This window comes from Asanoa sp. NPDC050611 (genome assembly GCF_040654855.1).
In the GTDB taxonomy this organism is placed as follows: Bacteria; Actinomycetota; Actinomycetes; order Mycobacteriales; family Micromonosporaceae; genus Asanoa.
In genome coordinates this window covers 1-15433 of sequence record NZ_JBFAIU010000178.1, presented here as the reverse complement: position 1 = coordinate 15433, position 15433 = coordinate 1, and the positions used below count along the sequence as shown (strand labels likewise).

Annotated in this window: 10 protein-coding genes; 6 read left to right on the top strand and 4 right to left on the bottom strand. The window is 71.7% G+C overall.

Annotation, left to right across the window (positions count from 1 at the left end; all coding sequences use genetic code 11):
- The first annotated feature begins 137 nt into the window (after nt 1–137).
- Complete coding sequence (locus tag AB0H87_RS24995; RefSeq protein ID WP_360150176.1) at nt 138–530, top strand: YciI family protein; 393 nt, start codon at nt 138–140, stop codon at nt 528–530.
- Here AB0H87_RS24995 and AB0H87_RS24990 read toward each other — a convergent pair.
- Genes AB0H87_RS24990 through AB0H87_RS24980 form a run of 3 tightly spaced genes read right to left on the bottom strand, consistent with a single transcriptional unit; the run spans nt 499 to nt 2212 of the window.
- The gene (locus tag AB0H87_RS24990; protein WP_360150173.1) at nt 499–762 is read right to left on the bottom strand and encodes a hypothetical protein; all 264 of its coding nucleotides are present in this window, start codon (nt 760–762) and stop codon (nt 499–501) included. The genes AB0H87_RS24995 and AB0H87_RS24990 overlap by 32 nt on opposite strands.
- On the bottom strand, nt 759–1304 hold the full coding sequence (locus tag AB0H87_RS24985; RefSeq protein ID WP_360150170.1) for a hypothetical protein: 546 nt from the start codon (nt 1302–1304) through the stop codon (nt 759–761). Before AB0H87_RS24985 ends, AB0H87_RS24990 begins: the two co-directional genes overlap by 4 nt.
- Nucleotides 1305–1315: 11 nt before the next feature.
- Nucleotides 1316–2212, bottom strand: a complete 897-nt coding sequence (locus AB0H87_RS24980) for a DMT family transporter (RefSeq protein ID WP_360150167.1) — start codon at nt 2210–2212, stop codon at nt 1316–1318.
- Nucleotides 2213–2282: 70 nt separating this feature from the next.
- Here AB0H87_RS24980 and AB0H87_RS24975 point away from each other — a divergent pair, with 70 nt between their 5' ends.
- Together AB0H87_RS24975 and AB0H87_RS24970 are read left to right on the top strand one after the other, a co-directional pair.
- Nucleotides 2283–3200 carry a LysR substrate-binding domain-containing protein gene (locus AB0H87_RS24975; protein ID WP_360150164.1) on the top strand — a complete coding sequence of 306 codons (918 nt, stop codon included), beginning with the start codon at nt 2283–2285 and terminating at the stop codon, nt 3198–3200.
- Nucleotides 3201–3219: 19 nt separating this feature from the next.
- A complete protein-coding gene (locus AB0H87_RS24970) occupies nt 3220–4014 on the top strand; it encodes a methyltransferase domain-containing protein (protein ID WP_360150161.1) in 795 nt (264 codons plus the stop codon).
- Here the strand turns inward: AB0H87_RS24970 and AB0H87_RS24965 are convergent.
- Entirely contained in the window at nt 4004–4612 is a 609-nt protein-coding gene (locus AB0H87_RS24965) for a TMEM175 family protein (RefSeq protein WP_360150158.1), read from the bottom strand. The genes AB0H87_RS24970 and AB0H87_RS24965 overlap by 11 nt on opposite strands.
- A gap of 190 nt (nt 4613–4802) precedes the next feature.
- Here AB0H87_RS24965 and AB0H87_RS24960 point away from each other — a divergent pair, with 190 nt between their 5' ends.
- The 3 genes from AB0H87_RS24960 to AB0H87_RS24950 all read left to right on the top strand — a co-directional run.
- A complete protein-coding gene (locus AB0H87_RS24960; protein WP_360150155.1) occupies nt 4803–10250 on the top strand; it encodes a carboxyl transferase domain-containing protein in 5448 nt (1815 codons plus the stop codon).
- A 532-nt stretch (nt 10251–10782) separates the two neighbouring features.
- On the top strand, nt 10783–14118 hold the full coding sequence (locus AB0H87_RS24955; RefSeq protein ID WP_360150152.1) for a ThuA domain-containing protein: 3336 nt from the start codon (nt 10783–10785) through the stop codon (nt 14116–14118).
- Between the two features lie 45 nt (nt 14119–14163).
- Nucleotides 14164–15433 (top strand): hypothetical protein (locus tag AB0H87_RS24950; protein ID WP_360150149.1); only part of this gene is annotated, 1270 nt, incomplete at its 3' end.

Here is a 15433-nt window from a genome sequence, read left to right as displayed (position 1 = left end):
CGGTCGCCGAGCCGTTCGCGCATCAGCCGGACGGAGCGGATCTCCTGTGCGGGTTCCAGCACGCCGTTCTTGAACTTGGTGTGCGGTGGCCCGCCGGGCCACCGCAGGCGAGGACAGGCAACCAGGAGGAGACCACCATGACGGAGTACCTGATCACCTTCAACGACGAATGGGTGCCCGACCACACGGCGGAGGAGTTGCGTGCGAAGGGTGCGGCAGCGAGGGTCGTGATCGACGAGATGCTGGCCGAGGATGTGCTGATCTTCACCAACGGCGGGCTCGACCGGTCCACCGCGGTGTGCAGTGTCGAGTCGGTCGACGGCAAGGCGGTCTTCTCCGACGGGCCCTATGTCGAGACCAAGGAGCACCTCGGCGGGTTCGCCGTCGTGGACGTGGCCGACGACGACGCGGCGCGGTACTGGGCCGGGCGGATCGCGACCGCGCTCGACTGGCCGCAGGAGGTGCACCGGTTCCGGGGGCCCGGGCCAGGCTCGGCGCCTACTCGGCCTGGCGCCGCAGTGAATAGGTGACGCCGTAGAGGCGGTGCGGCTCGTTCGGGAAGTACGTGGCGCTGCGGTCGTAGCATTGCCAGCCCGCGGCCCCCGCGCGGTTGAGGTGGCGCATGTCGTTGAAGCGCTCGTCCGTGCCCCAGCGCTGTGCGCCGCCGACGTGGTGGAAGGTGGCGTTCCAGTCCATGAACTGGTCGCCACCGTAGGTGCCGGCTGCCCGGTACTCGAGCCGGGCGTACTCCCAATTGGTCACATCGAAGATTCTGCCGGTCGGCGGTCGATGCGGGCCAGCGCCTGGAGGGAGTAGCCGAGCAGCAGCAGGCCTTCCGCGATGCCCACCACCAGGCTCGGCTCCGTGTCCGATGCGAGCCCGACGACCAGGCCCACGAGCGCGACCAGGCACGTCGCCACCGCGAGCGGGCGCAGCAGCGGGTCGCCGAGCACCGGGGCCAGCGGCACGAAGTGCACGCCGACCACGAACGCGACCCAGACCGGGATGTAGTCCGGCTGGCCGAGGCGGCCGAGCAGGACCGCGCCGATGAAGATCACCGCGAACTCGATGCCCACGATGATCCCGTATCGGCGGCTCGCGGCGCGGTCCCGCATCGCCGAGCCCTCGGCCGGCGCGCGCAGGCCGATGGCCAGCCCGGCGACGGCGACCAGGAGCGAGACCACGCTGCCCGCGGTGAGCCAGCCCGACGACCCGCCGGCCTGCGCCCAGCCGAACCACGCCGCGGCGAAGAAGCCCAGGAACAGCGCCGTGAAGCCGGCGTCCCGGCGGGTCCGTGGTCTCATGATCATGAAACCTAGCGTGCGGCCAGGGTGCACTCAACCGCGGGCTCCGGCGGGACCGCGGCCGGGCGGCGGGTCGACAGCCAGCAGCCCGCGATGATCAGCACGAAGCCGAGGACCGTGCTCACCCGCAGCGGCTCGTCGAGGATGGCCACCCCGAGCAGGACCGCGACGACCGGGTTCGCGTACGTGACGAGCCCCGCCCGGCTCGGTCCGGCCTCGCCGATCAGCCGGTAGAAGGCGAGCAGCGCGACCGCGGTGCAGAGCAGGCCGAGCGCGCCGAGGGCCGCCCACGAGCCGCCGCTGACCGGCGCGGACGGCAGCGAGAACGCCGCGAACGGCGCCAGCACCAGCGTCGCCACCGTCGTGGTGCCCGCGACCAGCGCGGTCGGCGGGACATCGGCGGCGCGGCGTTGCACGTACACCGTGGCCAGCGCGTAGAGCAGCGTCGCCAGCAGGATCATGCCCGCGCCGAGCAGGCCCCACCGGTCGCCGGAGACGTCGAGCCCGACCAGGACCGCGACCCCGACCAGCCCCAGCGCCAGGCCGGTCCAGCCGAGCGCCGTGAGCGGCTCCGCGCGCAGCATGAGCAGGGCGATCAGCACCGGCTCGATGGCGATCAGCAGGCCGGTCAGCGACGAGCTGATGTGCACCTCGCCGTAGGTGATCAGCAGGAACGGCCCGACGATGTGGATGAGCCCGAGGGTCACCACGGGCACGACGTGGCGGCGCAGCGACGACAGCGTGCCCTGCGCGGCGGCGACCGGCACGAGCACGAGGGCGGCGATCGCGACCCGGCCGAACACGACCATCATCGGCGACAGCTCGTCGATGGCGATCTTGATCAGCAGGTACGGGATGCCCCAGAGCACGGCGACGACAGCGAAGAGGATCCAGGCTCGACGATTCACATACAGAGCCTCACCCCGTACCGTATTCAGCGGTAGTGATGATTTGGGTTGTTCGTGTTAAGGAAATCTGATGATCGACGTGCAGCGTCTCCGGGTCTTCCGTGAGGTCGCCCGGCAGGGCAGCTTCAACCGCGCCGCGGCCGCGCTGCGGCTCACCCCGTCCGCCGTCTCGCAGCAGATCAGCGCGCTGGAGCGCTCGCTGGGCACGAGCGTGGTCTGCCGCAGCACCCGCGGCGTCGAGATCACCGACGCCGGCCGCGTGCTGGTCGACGCGGCCGACACGATCGCCGCGGAGCTCGCCTGCGCGGAGCGGGAGATCGCCCGGCTCGGCGCCGCCGGCCCGCGGCTGACCGTGGCCACCTTCGCCAGCGGCGGCCAGCGGCTCCTGCCCGGCGCCCTCATCCGGTTCCGCGCGGCGCATCCGGAGGTGTCGCTGACCGTGCTGGAGAGCGAGCCCGACGACAGCCTCCTCCAGGTGCGCTCTGGCGCCGCCGACCTCGCGCTGACCTACCACTTCGAAGGCGGGCCGCCGGTGCGCCCCGACGACCGCTCCGGCCTGACCTGGGTCCCGCTGCTCGAGGATCCGATGTGGATCGTCCTGCCGGCCGGCCACCGCCTCGCCGCCCGCGACGAGGTCGCGATGGCGGAGCTGCGCGGCGAGCGCTGGGTGCAGGGCTGCCTGTCGGCCACCGACATGCTCGACCACTACGCCGGGCTGGCCGGCTTCGAGGTCGAGGTCGCCTGCCGGGGCACCGACTACGTGTTCGCGCAGTCGCTGGTCCGGGTCGGTGTCGGCATCAGCCTCGTGCCGCACACCGCGCTGACCGCCGACGCCGACGGGCTCGCGATGGTGCCGCTGGAGCCGCCGCGCCCCGCCCGGCACATCGGCGTGGCCGTCGCGCGGCGCCGCGCGCAGGACCCGGCGACCCGGGCCCTCGTCGACGCGCTGTCCCAGGAAGTAGGAGTGCCCTCCCGGATCGCGGGATGATCGGCGTACGGTCATCCGCATGGCCGCCGTCTACACCCACGGACACCACGAGTCCGTGCTGCGCTCCCACCGCTGGCGCACCGCCGAGAACTCCGCCGCCTACCTGCTGCCGGCGTTGACTCCGCAGGCGCGCCTGCTCGACGTCGGCTGCGGGCCGGGCACGATCACCGCGGACCTCGCCGAGCGGGTGGCAACGGTGACCGCCGTCGAGACGGCGCCCGCGGTGCTCGACGCCGCCCGTGCGGTCGCCGCCGAGCGCGGCCTGGCCATCGAGTTCGCCGTCGACGACGTCAACGCGCTCAGCTTCGCCGACGACATGTTCGACGTCGTGCACGCCCACCAGGTGCTGCAGCACCTCGCCGACCCGGTGACCGCGCTGCGCGAGATGGCCCGCGTCGGCCGGCCCGGCGGCGTGGTCGCGGCCCGCGACGCCGACTACGGCGCGTTCACCTGGTGGCCCGACGTCCCCGCGTTGTCCGACTGGCAGGACCTCTACCGCCGGGTGGCCCGGGCCAACGGCGGTGAGCCCGACGCCGGCCGCCGCCTGCTCTCCTGGGCCCGCGCGGCCGGCCTCGAAGCGACGGCCACGGCCTCGACCTGGTGTTTCGCGACGCCGGAGGACCGGGCGTGGTGGGCGGCGGGGTGGGCCGAACGGGTGACCAGCTCCGCACTGGGTGAGCGGGCGGTCGCACTCGGCATCGCCGACCAGGCCGACCTGGCCCGCATCGCCGACGGCTGGCACGAGTGGGCGGCCGCCGAGGACGGCTGGTTCCTCGTGCCGCACGGCGAAATCATCTGCCGGATCACGCCGTAGCCCGGGTCTGGCGGAAGCAGTAGTACAGCGCGATGGCCGCGTGGGCCGCGAGCGTCGCCGGCGCGCTGAACACCGCGATCACCATCGTCAGCGCGTAGAGCGCCAGCCCGACGACGCTGAACCGCAGGATCGACCCGCGCACCGCGACCGCGTCGACACCTGCCGCGAGCAGGGCCGGATGTCGCCCGATGTAGCCGAACAGCGCCGCGAACGCCACGGACATGCCCAGCGCCACCCCGGAGTAGACCAGCGCCGCGGTCCGGGCCCGCGCGCCGCCGGCGGTCAGGTACTCCGCGAACAGCGAGGTCGTGAACGGGATCGCCGCGACCAGCATGAGCAGCAGCAGGTTGAGGAAGAGCACGATCCGGTCGACCCGACCGAGCAGTTCGAACACGGCGTGGTGGTTGACCCAGATGATGCCCACGACCAGAAAGCTCGTCACGTACGCGGCGTACGAGGGCCATTCGTGTCCGAGCGCGTCGGCCAGTGATCCTTCGAGGGTCGCGCGCACCGGAACCCGCAGGTCCAGCACCAGCAGCGTCACGGCGATGGCCAGCACACCGTCGCTGAACGCCGCGGTGCGCCCGGTCTCGCTCACCTGATCAGTATCAGTCCGCTACGGATCGTGATCAGTGTTTTGTGGAGACTCCACAATCAGTTGGCCACGCCATGCGCGAGGTGGTGCGTTGGTGTACCGGAGGGTAATCGGGCAGGGTAAGGGCAGGTGCAGGCGGCGGCTCGAGATCCGGACGTCGCCTTATGCGCATGCGTAGTAGGAGGCTCAGCCGGTGTTCAGTCGTGTCGCCATCGTCAACCGTGGTGAGGCCGCGATGCGGCTCATCCACGCCGTCCGGGAGCTGTCGGCGGAAACCGGTGAGCGGATCGAGACGATCGCGCTCTACACCGACGCCGACCGCAACGCGACCTTCGTCCGGGCCGCCGACATCGCGTACCCGCTGGGCCCGGCGTCGGCCCGGCCGTACCTCGACCACATCGCGCTCGAACGCGCGCTCGTCGAGACCCGCGCCGACGCGGCCTGGGTGGGCTGGGGCTTCGTCGCCGAGGACCCGGCGTTCGCCGAGCTGTGCGAGAAGCTCGGCGTCACGTTCGTCGGCCCGAGCGCCGAGGCGATGCGCAAGCTCGGCGACAAGATCGGCGCGAAGCTGATCGCCGAGGAGGTCGGCGTCCCGGTCGCACCGTGGAGCCGCGGCGAGGTGGCCACCCTGGCCGACGCGCTGGAGGCGGGGGAGCGGATCGGCTACCCGCTGATGCTCAAGGCCACCGCGGGCGGCGGCGGGCGCGGCATCCGCAAGGTCGCGTCCGGTGACGAGCTGGCCGAGGCGTACGAGCGGACCAGCTCCGAGGCCCTGCGCGCATTCGGCTCCGGCGTGGTCTTCCTGGAGCGCCTGGTCACCGGCTCCCGGCACGTCGAGGTGCAGGTCATCGCCGACGGGCAGGGCACCGCGTGGGCGCTGGGCGTGCGCGACTGCTCGGTGCAGCGCCGCAACCAGAAGATCATCGAGGAGTCCGCGTCGCCGGTCCTCGCCCCGCAGCAGGCCGCCGAGCTGAAGACCGCCGCCGAGCGGCTCGCCGTGGCCGTCGGCTACCGCGGCGCCTGCACCGTCGAGTTCCTCTACCACCCGGGCGAGAAGCTGTTCGCGTTCCTCGAGGTCAACACCCGCCTCCAGGTCGAGCACCCGATCACCGAGATCACCACCGGCACCGACCTGGTCCGGCTGCAGCTGCACGTGGCCGCCGGCGGCCGGCTCGACGGCGAGCAGCCCGGTGAGCTGGGGCACGCCATCGAGGCGCGGCTCAACGCCGAGGACCCCGACCGCGACTTCGCGCCCGCGCCCGGCCGCATCGCCCGCCTGGTGCTGCCCGCCGGCCCCGGCATCCGGGTCGACACCGGCGTGAGCGAGGGCGACACGATCCCCGCCGACTTCGACTCGATGATCGCCAAGATCATCGCGTACGGGCGGGACCGCGAGCAGGCGCTGGGCCGGCTGCGGCGCGCGATGGCCGAGACCACGGTGATCATCGAGGGCGGCGCGACCAACAAGAGCTTCGTGCTCGACCTGCTCGACCAGTCCGAGGTCATCGACGCCAGCGCCGACACCGGCTGGATCGACCGGGTCCGCGCCGAGGGCCGGCTGGTCAGCCACCGGCACTCCGCGGTCGCCCTGGCCGCCGCCGCGATCGAGGCGTACGAGGACGAGGAGGAGGTCAGCCGCTCCCGGCTGCTGGCCACCGCGCACGGCGGCCGCCCGCAGGTGCACCACGACCCGGGCCGCCCGCTCGACCTCAAGCTGCGCGGCGCCGGCTACCGGGTCGCCGTCGCGCGGGCCGGTGCCAAGCGCTTCCGGGTCGGCATCGGCGACGAGGTCGCCGACGTCGAGCTCGACCGGTTCGACGCGTACAACGGTCAGATCGTCGTCAACGGCAACCGCTTCCGGCTGGTCTCCGCGACCCACGGGCCGGTCCACCTGGTCGAGGTCGACGGGGTCACGCACCGGATCAGCCGCGACGAGGGTGGTGTCGTCCGCTCCCCGGCTCCCGCGCTGGTCGTCGCCACGCCGCTGTCGGTCGGTGACGAGGTCGAGGCCGGCGCGCCGATCCTCGTCCTCGAAAGCATGAAGATGGAGACGGTGCTGCGCGCGCCGTTCCGCGCCCGGGTCCGCGAGTGCCCGGTGTCCGTCGGCAGCCAGGTCGAGACCGGCGCGCCGCTGATGCGCCTGGAGCCGCTGGGCGGCGAGGAGGCGGCCGCGGCCGCGGAGGCGACCGTCGAGATCGAGCTGCCGGGCCCCGCGCCCGACGGCACACCGGCCGAGCGCGCTGCCCGCGGCCTGCACGACCTGCGCGGCCTGCTGCTCGGCTACGACGGCGACGTCCGCGACCACCGGCGGGTGCTGGCGGGCTATCTGACCGCGCGGGCCGACCTCGGCGGGCAGCCGAGCGCCGGCGAGCTCGAACTGTTCACGGTGTTCGCCGACCTGTCGGAGCTGAGCCGCAACACACCCAGCGGCGAGCCGGACGCGGTCCCGGACAGCCCGGTCCACAGCCCGCGCGAGTACTTCCACGCCTACCTGCAGAGCCTCGACGTGGAGCGGGCCGGTGTCACGTCGAGCTTCCAGGCGAAGCTCACCACCGTGCTGGCGCACTACGGGATCGACGGCCTCGACCGGACGCCGGCGCTGGAGGCGGCCGTCTTCCGGATCTTCCTGGCCCAGCAGCAGATGGGCACCTCGGTCAAGATCGTCAACGAGCTGCTCCGCGGCTGGCTGGCCGGCGCGCCGCCGGCCGAGCCGCTGCGCGAACGCTGCGGCCTCGTCCTGGAGCACCTCGTCGAGGCGACCCAGGTGCGTTTCCCCGCGGTCTCGGACCTGGCGCGCGGCGTCGTGTTCCGCTGGTTCGCCCAGCCGCTGCTGCGCCGCAACCGCGCCACGGTGTACGCGGCCGTCCGCGCCGACCTGCGCTACCTCGACCAGCACCCGGACGCGCCGGACCGGGCGTCGCGGATCCAGGCGATGGTGGCCAGCAACGAGCCGCTCGTGCGGCTGATCGGGCAGCGGGTCGGCCGGCCGGGACGCGACCACGCGCCGCTGCTCGAGGTGCTGACCCGCCGCTACTACGGCAACCGGGCCCTGTCGTCGGTCGCCGTGCGCGAGGCGGCCGGCTGCCGGTTCGTCACCGCCGAGCACCTGGACCCGCGCGGCGCGACCCGCGTCGTGACGACCACTGTGGACATCGCCGCGCTGCCGGACGCGATGGGCGCGGTCGCCGGCTTCGCGGCCGACGCTCCGGGGCGCGGACTGGTCGCCGACCTCTACGTGACGTGGGAGGACCAGCCGGACGCCGAGACGATGGCGGTGCGGCTCGGGCAGATCCTCGCGGCGCATCCGCAGCCGACGGGCGTACGCCGGATCACCACCACCGTGGCCGGCACGAGCGGGGCCGTGGTGCACCACCACTTCACGTTCCGGCCCGACGGCGACGGCTTCACCGAGGACCGGCTGATCCGCGGCCTGCACCCGCAGATCGCCGGGCGCCTGCAGCTGTACCGGCTGCGCGAGTTCGACCTGACCCGGCTGCCGTCCGCGGACGAGGAGATCTACCTCTTCAAGGCGGTCGCGCGCAGCAACCCCGCCGACGAGCGGCTCATCGCGATGGGCCAGGTGCGCGACCTGACCCCGCTGCGGGAGACCGACGGCCGGCTGGTCGCGCTGCCCGCGCTGGAGGACGCGATCACCGCCGGCCTCGACGCGATCCGCAACATCCAGGCGCAGCGGCCGCAGAACAAGCGCTACGACACCAACCGCCTGATGATGTACGTCTGGCCGTCGACCGAGCTGACGATGGAGGAGCTGCAGGCCCTGGTCCAGCGCATCCTGCCGACGACGGCGGGCGCCGGGCTGGAGGAGGTCCAGTTCATCGCCCGGCAGCGCAACGCGGCCGGGGAGCTGGCCGAGGTCGCGGTGCGGATCACCCTCGACCCGGGCAACGGCGCGACCCTGCACGTCGACAAGCCGTCGACCGAGCCGGTCCTGCCGCTGGACGACTACCGGCAGAAGGTGCTGCGGGCGGCCCGGCGCGGCAACGTCTACCCGTACGAGGTCACCGCGATGCTCGGCGACTTCGTCGAGTACGACCTGTACGGCCGCGTGCTGGAGCCGGTGTCCCGGCCGAAGGGACGCAACAGCGCCGCGATCGTGACCGGCGTGGTGACCACGCCGACGCCGCGGCACCCCGAGGGCATCAAGCGCGTCGTGCTGCTGGGCGACCCGACCAGGGCGCTCGGCGCGCTGTCGGAGCCGGAGTGCGCGCGGGTGATCGCGGCGCTCGACCTGGCCGAGGAGCTGCGGGTGCCGCTGGAGTGGTTCGCGCTGTCCGCCGGCGCCCGGATCTCGATGAGCTCGGGCACCGAGAACATGGACTGGGTCGCCGCGGCGCTCAAGCGGATCGTCACGTTCACCCAGGCCGGTGGCGAGATCAACATCGTCGTCGCGGGCATCAACGTCGGCGCCCAGCCGTACTGGAACGCCGAGGCGACCATGCTCATGCACACCAAGGGCATCCTGGTGATGACGCCGGACTCGGCGATGGTGCTGACGGGCAAGCAGGCCCTGGACTTCTCGGGCGGCGTGTCGGCCGAGGACAACTTCGGCATCGGCGGCTACGACCGGGTGATGGGCCCGAACGGCCAGGCGCAGTACTGGGCCCCCAACCTGCCGGCGGCGCGCGACGTGCTGATGGCGCACTACGACCACACGTACGTGGTGCCGGGCGAGCAGGGCCCGCGGCGGGCCGCGACGACCGACCCGTCGGACCGCGACGTGTCCTCGTTCCCGCACGTGGTCGCCGGGAGCGACTTCACCACGGTGGGCCAGATCTTCTCGGCGGAGCACAACCCGGACCGCAAGAAGGCCTTCGACATCCGTACGGTGATGCGCGCGCTGTCCGACCAGGACCACGCGGTGCTGGAACGCTGGGCGGGCATGGCCGACGCGGAGACGTCGGTCGTGCAGGACGTCCACATCGGCGGGTGGCCGGTGTGCCTGGTCGGCATCGAGTCGCGCTCGGTCCCGCGGCGCGGCTTCCCGCCCACCGACGGCCCCGACGCGTACACGGCCGGCACGCTGTTTCCGCGCTCGTCGAAGAAGACGGCCCGCGCCATCAACGCCGCGTCGGGCAACCGCCCACTCGTGGTGCTGGCCAACCTGAGCGGCTTCGACGGCTCCCCGGAGTCGATGCGCAAGCTCCAGCTCGAGTACGGCGCGGAGATCGGCCGGGCGATCGTCAACTTCGAGGGCCCGATCATCTTCTGCGTCATCTCCCGCTACCACGGCGGCGCCTTCGTGGTCTTCTCGAAGCGCCTCAACCCGAACATGACGGTCCTGGCCCTGGAGGGCTCGGTGGCGTCGGTCCTGGGCGGCGCCCCGGCGGCCGCGGTCGTCTTCTCCGGCGACGTCAACAACCGCACGGCCACGGACCCGCGGGTGACGGAGCTGCAGGCCCAGGTCTCGGCGGCCAGCGGCGCGGAACGGGCGTCGCTCAACGCCCGCCTGGCCGAGGTCCAGTCGTCGGTCCGCGCGGAGAAACTGGGCGAGGTGGCCGCGGAGTTCGACCGGGTCCACAGCATCCAGCGCGCGGTCGAGGTCGGCTCGGTCGACGCCATCATCAGCGCGGCCGAGATGCGTCCCCGCATCATCGAAGCGATCGAACGCGGCCTGTCCTAACCGGACACGACAGCGCCCGACCGACCCGCCGCCACCGACACGGCGGGTCGGTCGTTTGTCGTGTGCGCGACACCTGAGAGCGACGACATTCGCGCCAATTCGCCGGGCGGTGGCGGTTCTATGCGCAACATGCGAAGCTCCCGGCGTTTCGGTGTGACGCTACCGGGCCGTACGACGCTTTAACTGTTTCTTTCCGCTCGGATTTCCTTTGTGGAGCCGTGGAGCGCTCTCCCACGAAGATTGCCTGAACGGTCTTTCGCGAGCCCACACGGCCGTTGTACGGTTTCAAAACCGAGGCCTGGCACACCTTCGGACCATTCTTTCGGCGGCGCATCGGCGGTGTCGTCGCTATCGGGTCGGACCACGACATGTCGCTCGGCGGCGATGGTCGTAGCGCCGACATTCACGCGCATTAGCGACGTGCGGAATGGCGACCGAGCCATTCCCGCGAATGCGCCCGAGAATGACTCCGCCATGGCTGAAGGACACGCCGATGCGATCTGCCCTTCCCCGAAAACCCCTGAGACGAATCATGGCCGCCGTCGGCGCGCTGACGCTGGCCACCACGAGCGTGGTCGCCGGCTCCGCGCCCGCGCAGGCGCAGACCCCGGTGGTCGCACAGGCGACCGACAACGGCAACGACTTCCGGGTCCTGGTCTTCACGAGGTCCGCCGACCCGAACGCGCCGTCCGCGGCGCCCGGTGTCGCGGCCATCCAGGCGCTGGGCTCCCAGCGCCGGTTCACCGTCCAGGTCACCGACGATCCGCGCAAGTTCGACCGCGCCCACCTCAAGCAGTACCGGGCGGTCGTGTTCCTCAACACCGTCGGCGACGTGCTCACCGACGCGCAGCAGGCCGCCTTCGAGGAGTACTACCGCGACGGCGGCGGCTTCGTGGCCGTCCACTCGGCGATCGAGGCCGAGCCACAGTGGTCGTTCCTGTCCGAGGTGCTGGGGACCCGCGCCACCGGCGCGTCCGCGATCGCGCCGGCCACCATCAAGGTCGCCGACCGCGTCCACCCGTCCTCCGAGGCCCTGCCGGAGCGGTGGAACCGCACCGACCGGTGGTACAACTTCGCGTCGAACGTGCGCGGGCTCTCCCACGTGCTCGCCACCGTCGACGAGAAGACGTACACCGGTGGGTCGATGGGCTTCGACCACCCGATCACCTGGTGCAAGGACTACCAGGGCGGCCGCTCGTTCTACACCGGCCTCGGCGGCACCGCGGCCAGTTACGGCACGGCGGACCTGCGGGCCCACCTCGGCGGCGCCATCCAGTGGGCGGCGGGTGTCACCGACGGCGACTGCGGCGCGACCGTGCTCGCCAACTACCAGATGGACGTCATCGCGGCGCCGCCGAACGTGAACGAGCCCATCGGCTTCGACGTGTTCCCCGACGGCCGGGTGATCCAGACCGACCGGCGCGGCGGCGTACGCCTGCACGACCCCGCGACCAACACCACCCACGTGCTCGCCCAGTTCCCGGTCTACATGGCCAGCGAGGACGGCATGTACGGCCCGGCGGTGGACAACGAGTTCGCCACCAACAAGTGGGTGTACCTCTACTACTCGCCGCTGACCATGGAGGCCCCGTTCCCGGAGAGCACGCCGACGGCCAACGCGCCGACGACCGGCGCGGATCCGAGCGTGTGGGATCCGTGGAACGGCTACTTCCAGCTCAGCCGCTTCAAGTTCGTCGACGGCGCGACGCCGACGCTCGACCTGGCGTCCGAGCAGAAGATCATGAAGGTGCCGGTCAACCGCGGCGCCTGCTGCCACGTCGCCGGCGACATCGACTTCGACTCGCACAACAACCTGTGGATGGTCACCGGCGACGACACCCCGGCCGGCGGCGGCAACTCCGGCGGCTTCTCGCCGCACAACGACATGATCAACGCGCAGGGCCTGTTCAACGCGCCGTTCGTCGACGCGCGGCGCTCGTCGCTGAACACCAACGACCTGCGCGGGAAGATCCTGCGGATCACCGTCGCGGCGGACGGCTCCTACACGGTGCCCGCCGGCAACCTGTTCACGGGCAACGAAGAGGGTGGCGGCAAGACCCGTCCCGAGATCTACGCGATGGGCTTCCGCAACCCGTTCCGGCTCACGCTCGACGACAACGACGTCGCCTACGTGACCGACTACTCGCCCGACTCCGGCACACCGCAGGTGTTCCGCGGGCCGGCCGGCACCGGCCGCATGATGGCCGTGGACAAGCCGGCGAACTACGGCTGGCCGCTGTGCGTGCAGCCGGACCTGCCGTACTACCGGTGGAACTTCAACACCTCCACGCCGCTCGACGACCCGCCGCAGGCGCACACGTGCGACGACCCCACCCGGGGGCCCGCCAACACGTCGCGGTGGAACACCGGCCTGACCTACTCGCCGCCGGTGCAGCGCGCGGAGCTCTGGTACTCGTTCCAGGACAACAACGCCGCGAACCCGCTCGGCACCCCCTGCGCGGCCTACTACCGGCAGAACCCGCCGGGCACCTGCCCGCAGCTGTTCCCCGAGATGGGCACGGGTGGCATCGGCCCGCACGGCGCCGCCAAGTACGACTACAAGGCGGACAACCCCAACCCGACGAAGTTCCCCGAGTACTACGACGAGGCGATCTTCTTCGGCGAGTTCACCCGCGACTACCTGCGGGAGGTCCGGCTCGACTCGTCCGGCGACATCCTCAAGATCAATAACCTGCTCAACTGCGGGCAGGCGCCGGCCACCCCGGCGCGGCCGTTCCTGTGCGACAACCCCATGGACATGATGTGGGGCGACGACGGGAGCTTCTACCTGCTGACGTACGGCGACGGGTTCTTCAACGTCAACCCGGACGCGCAGCTGGTGAAGTTCAGCTACGTCAAGGGCACCCGGGCGCCGATCGCGGCGCTGACCGCGTCGCCAACGGACGGCGTCGCGCCGCTGACCGTCAACTTCTCCAGCGACGGCTCGCGGGATCCGGACCCGGCCGACTCGATCCGGTTCGCGTGGGACTTCGACGGCAACGGCACCACGGACTCCACCGATCCGAACCCGTCGTTCACGTACACCACAAACGGCGTCTACACGGCCCGGCTGACCGTCACGGACTCGAGCGGCAAGACGGCGTCGATGAACACGACCATCACCGTCGGCAACACCTCGCCGACGGTCGAGGTCACGGTGCCGGCCGACGGTGGGCTGTTCGCGTTCGGCGACCGGATCCCGTTCTCGGTCACCGTGACCGACCCGCAGGACGGGCCGATCGACTGCTCGCGCGTCGAGGTGACGTTCGTGCTGGGCCACGACTCGCACGGCCACGCGGACGCGACGGTCAACGGATGCTCGGGCACCCTCCCGACGAATCCCGAGGACGTCTCGCACGGCGGGAACGTGTTCGGCATCGTCAGCGCCTCGTACACCGACCTCGGCGGTCCGGGCGGCGTGCCCGCACTGACCACCGTGGACCAGGTGTCGATCCTGCAGAAGAAGCAGGAGGTCGAGCACGCCGTCGAGCAGAGTGGCACGAACACCGCGGCCACCGCCGACACCGGCGGCGGGCTGCAGCGCGGCAGCCTCGGCAACGGTGACTGGATCAGGCTCAACGGCACGTACGACCTGCAGAACATCGACTCGCTGACGTTCCGGACCTCCGGCGGCAGCGGCGCGGTCGAGGTGCGCCTCGACGCGGTCGACGGGCCGATCCTCACCACCGCCACGATCGCGGCCACGGCGAGCGGCACGACCTACGCGAGCCAGACCTTCCCGATCACCGACCCCGGCGGTGCGCACCGGATCTACCTGGTGTTCCGACCCGTCGCGGGCGGACCGACGAACAACTTCTTCAACCTCAACTACGTCGAGTTCGGGGGGCAAGGGGTGAGCGCGCCCTGACGTCCCTGCTTTTTCCACCGGTACACCGAAAGAAAGGCACCGACCGTGACACCACGCAAGAAGATCAACCGTCGCACGTTCGTCGCCGGCGCCGGCCTGACCGCGGCTTCCACCGTCATGCCGTGGGGCCCGGCCTCCGTGGTCGCCGGCGCGGCGTCCGCGGCCGGCGGGCAGCTCATCCCGCCCGGCAAGCTGGGCACGATCGCCTACTCACAGCGTGACGTGCCGACCCGCGTCGGCATCGCGGCCAGCGCCGCGCTCGGCGTCGCGCCGACGATGGGCTACCTCGGCGGCCCCGACTTCCCCGACGACCCGACCGACCTCGGCCCGCTGGTCCCGCTGCCGGGCGGCTGGCGCGAGCTGCTCGAGTTCCTGGCCAACGCGGGCTTCAAGCAGATCGAGTTCGCCGGGTACGGCCAGAACGCCGCGAACCCCGGCGGTGCCGCACCGAACCCGGCTCCGGGCGGCGTGGTCACCCCGGCGTCCCGGGCGGCCTACCTCGCCTACGCGCGTACGCTGCGCGGCTTCCTCGACGAGTTCGACCTGGAGGCCATCGGCAACCACGGCTTCATCCCGAACACCTGGCCGGGCCCGGGCAGCGCCGGCGGCGTGATGACGATCAACGACTACGAGCGGTTCCAGCTCGAGCTCGAGTTCGCGTCGGTCCTCGGCATGCCCTACATGGGCACCGGCAGCGACCCGACCAGCGCCAACAACCGCAACATCGAACCGTGGACGCTCGCGGGGGAGAAGTGGGACGCCCTGAACAGGCTGAGCCTGGAATGGGGCATCCACCTGTACCCGCACAACCACTCGCCGGCGTACAACTTCCTGCAGGACGGCCCGATGGTCACCGTCACGCAGAACCGCATCACCGGCGAGCCGATCGCGCCGACCGTCGTCCGCGGCGAGTCCGGCAAGCGGCTCATGCAGCACTACCTGGACGTCACCGACCCGGCGCTGTGCGTCGTCGAGATGGACATCTACTGGGCGCACGTCGCGCAGCACCAGCACCGGTGGCGCTACGACTGGGAGGGCAACCGGGTCGAGGACGTCTTCGACCCGCTGGCGCAGGTGGCCAGGCAGACGAAGCGGTACGCGCTGTTCCACGCGAAGGACGGCGACCGCAACGCCCAGCCGCCCGGCGTGAGCGACGGGTACAGCATGATCCCGTTCGGCGACCCGCGCAGTGACATCGACTTCCGCACGTTCTTCAGCGGGGGACGGGCGCGGCACCTCCTTCGGGAAGACCGTGCAGCCGGTGGGTACGCGTACCGCGTCGGTGGTTTCGGTGGTGAACCAGCGCGACACCTCG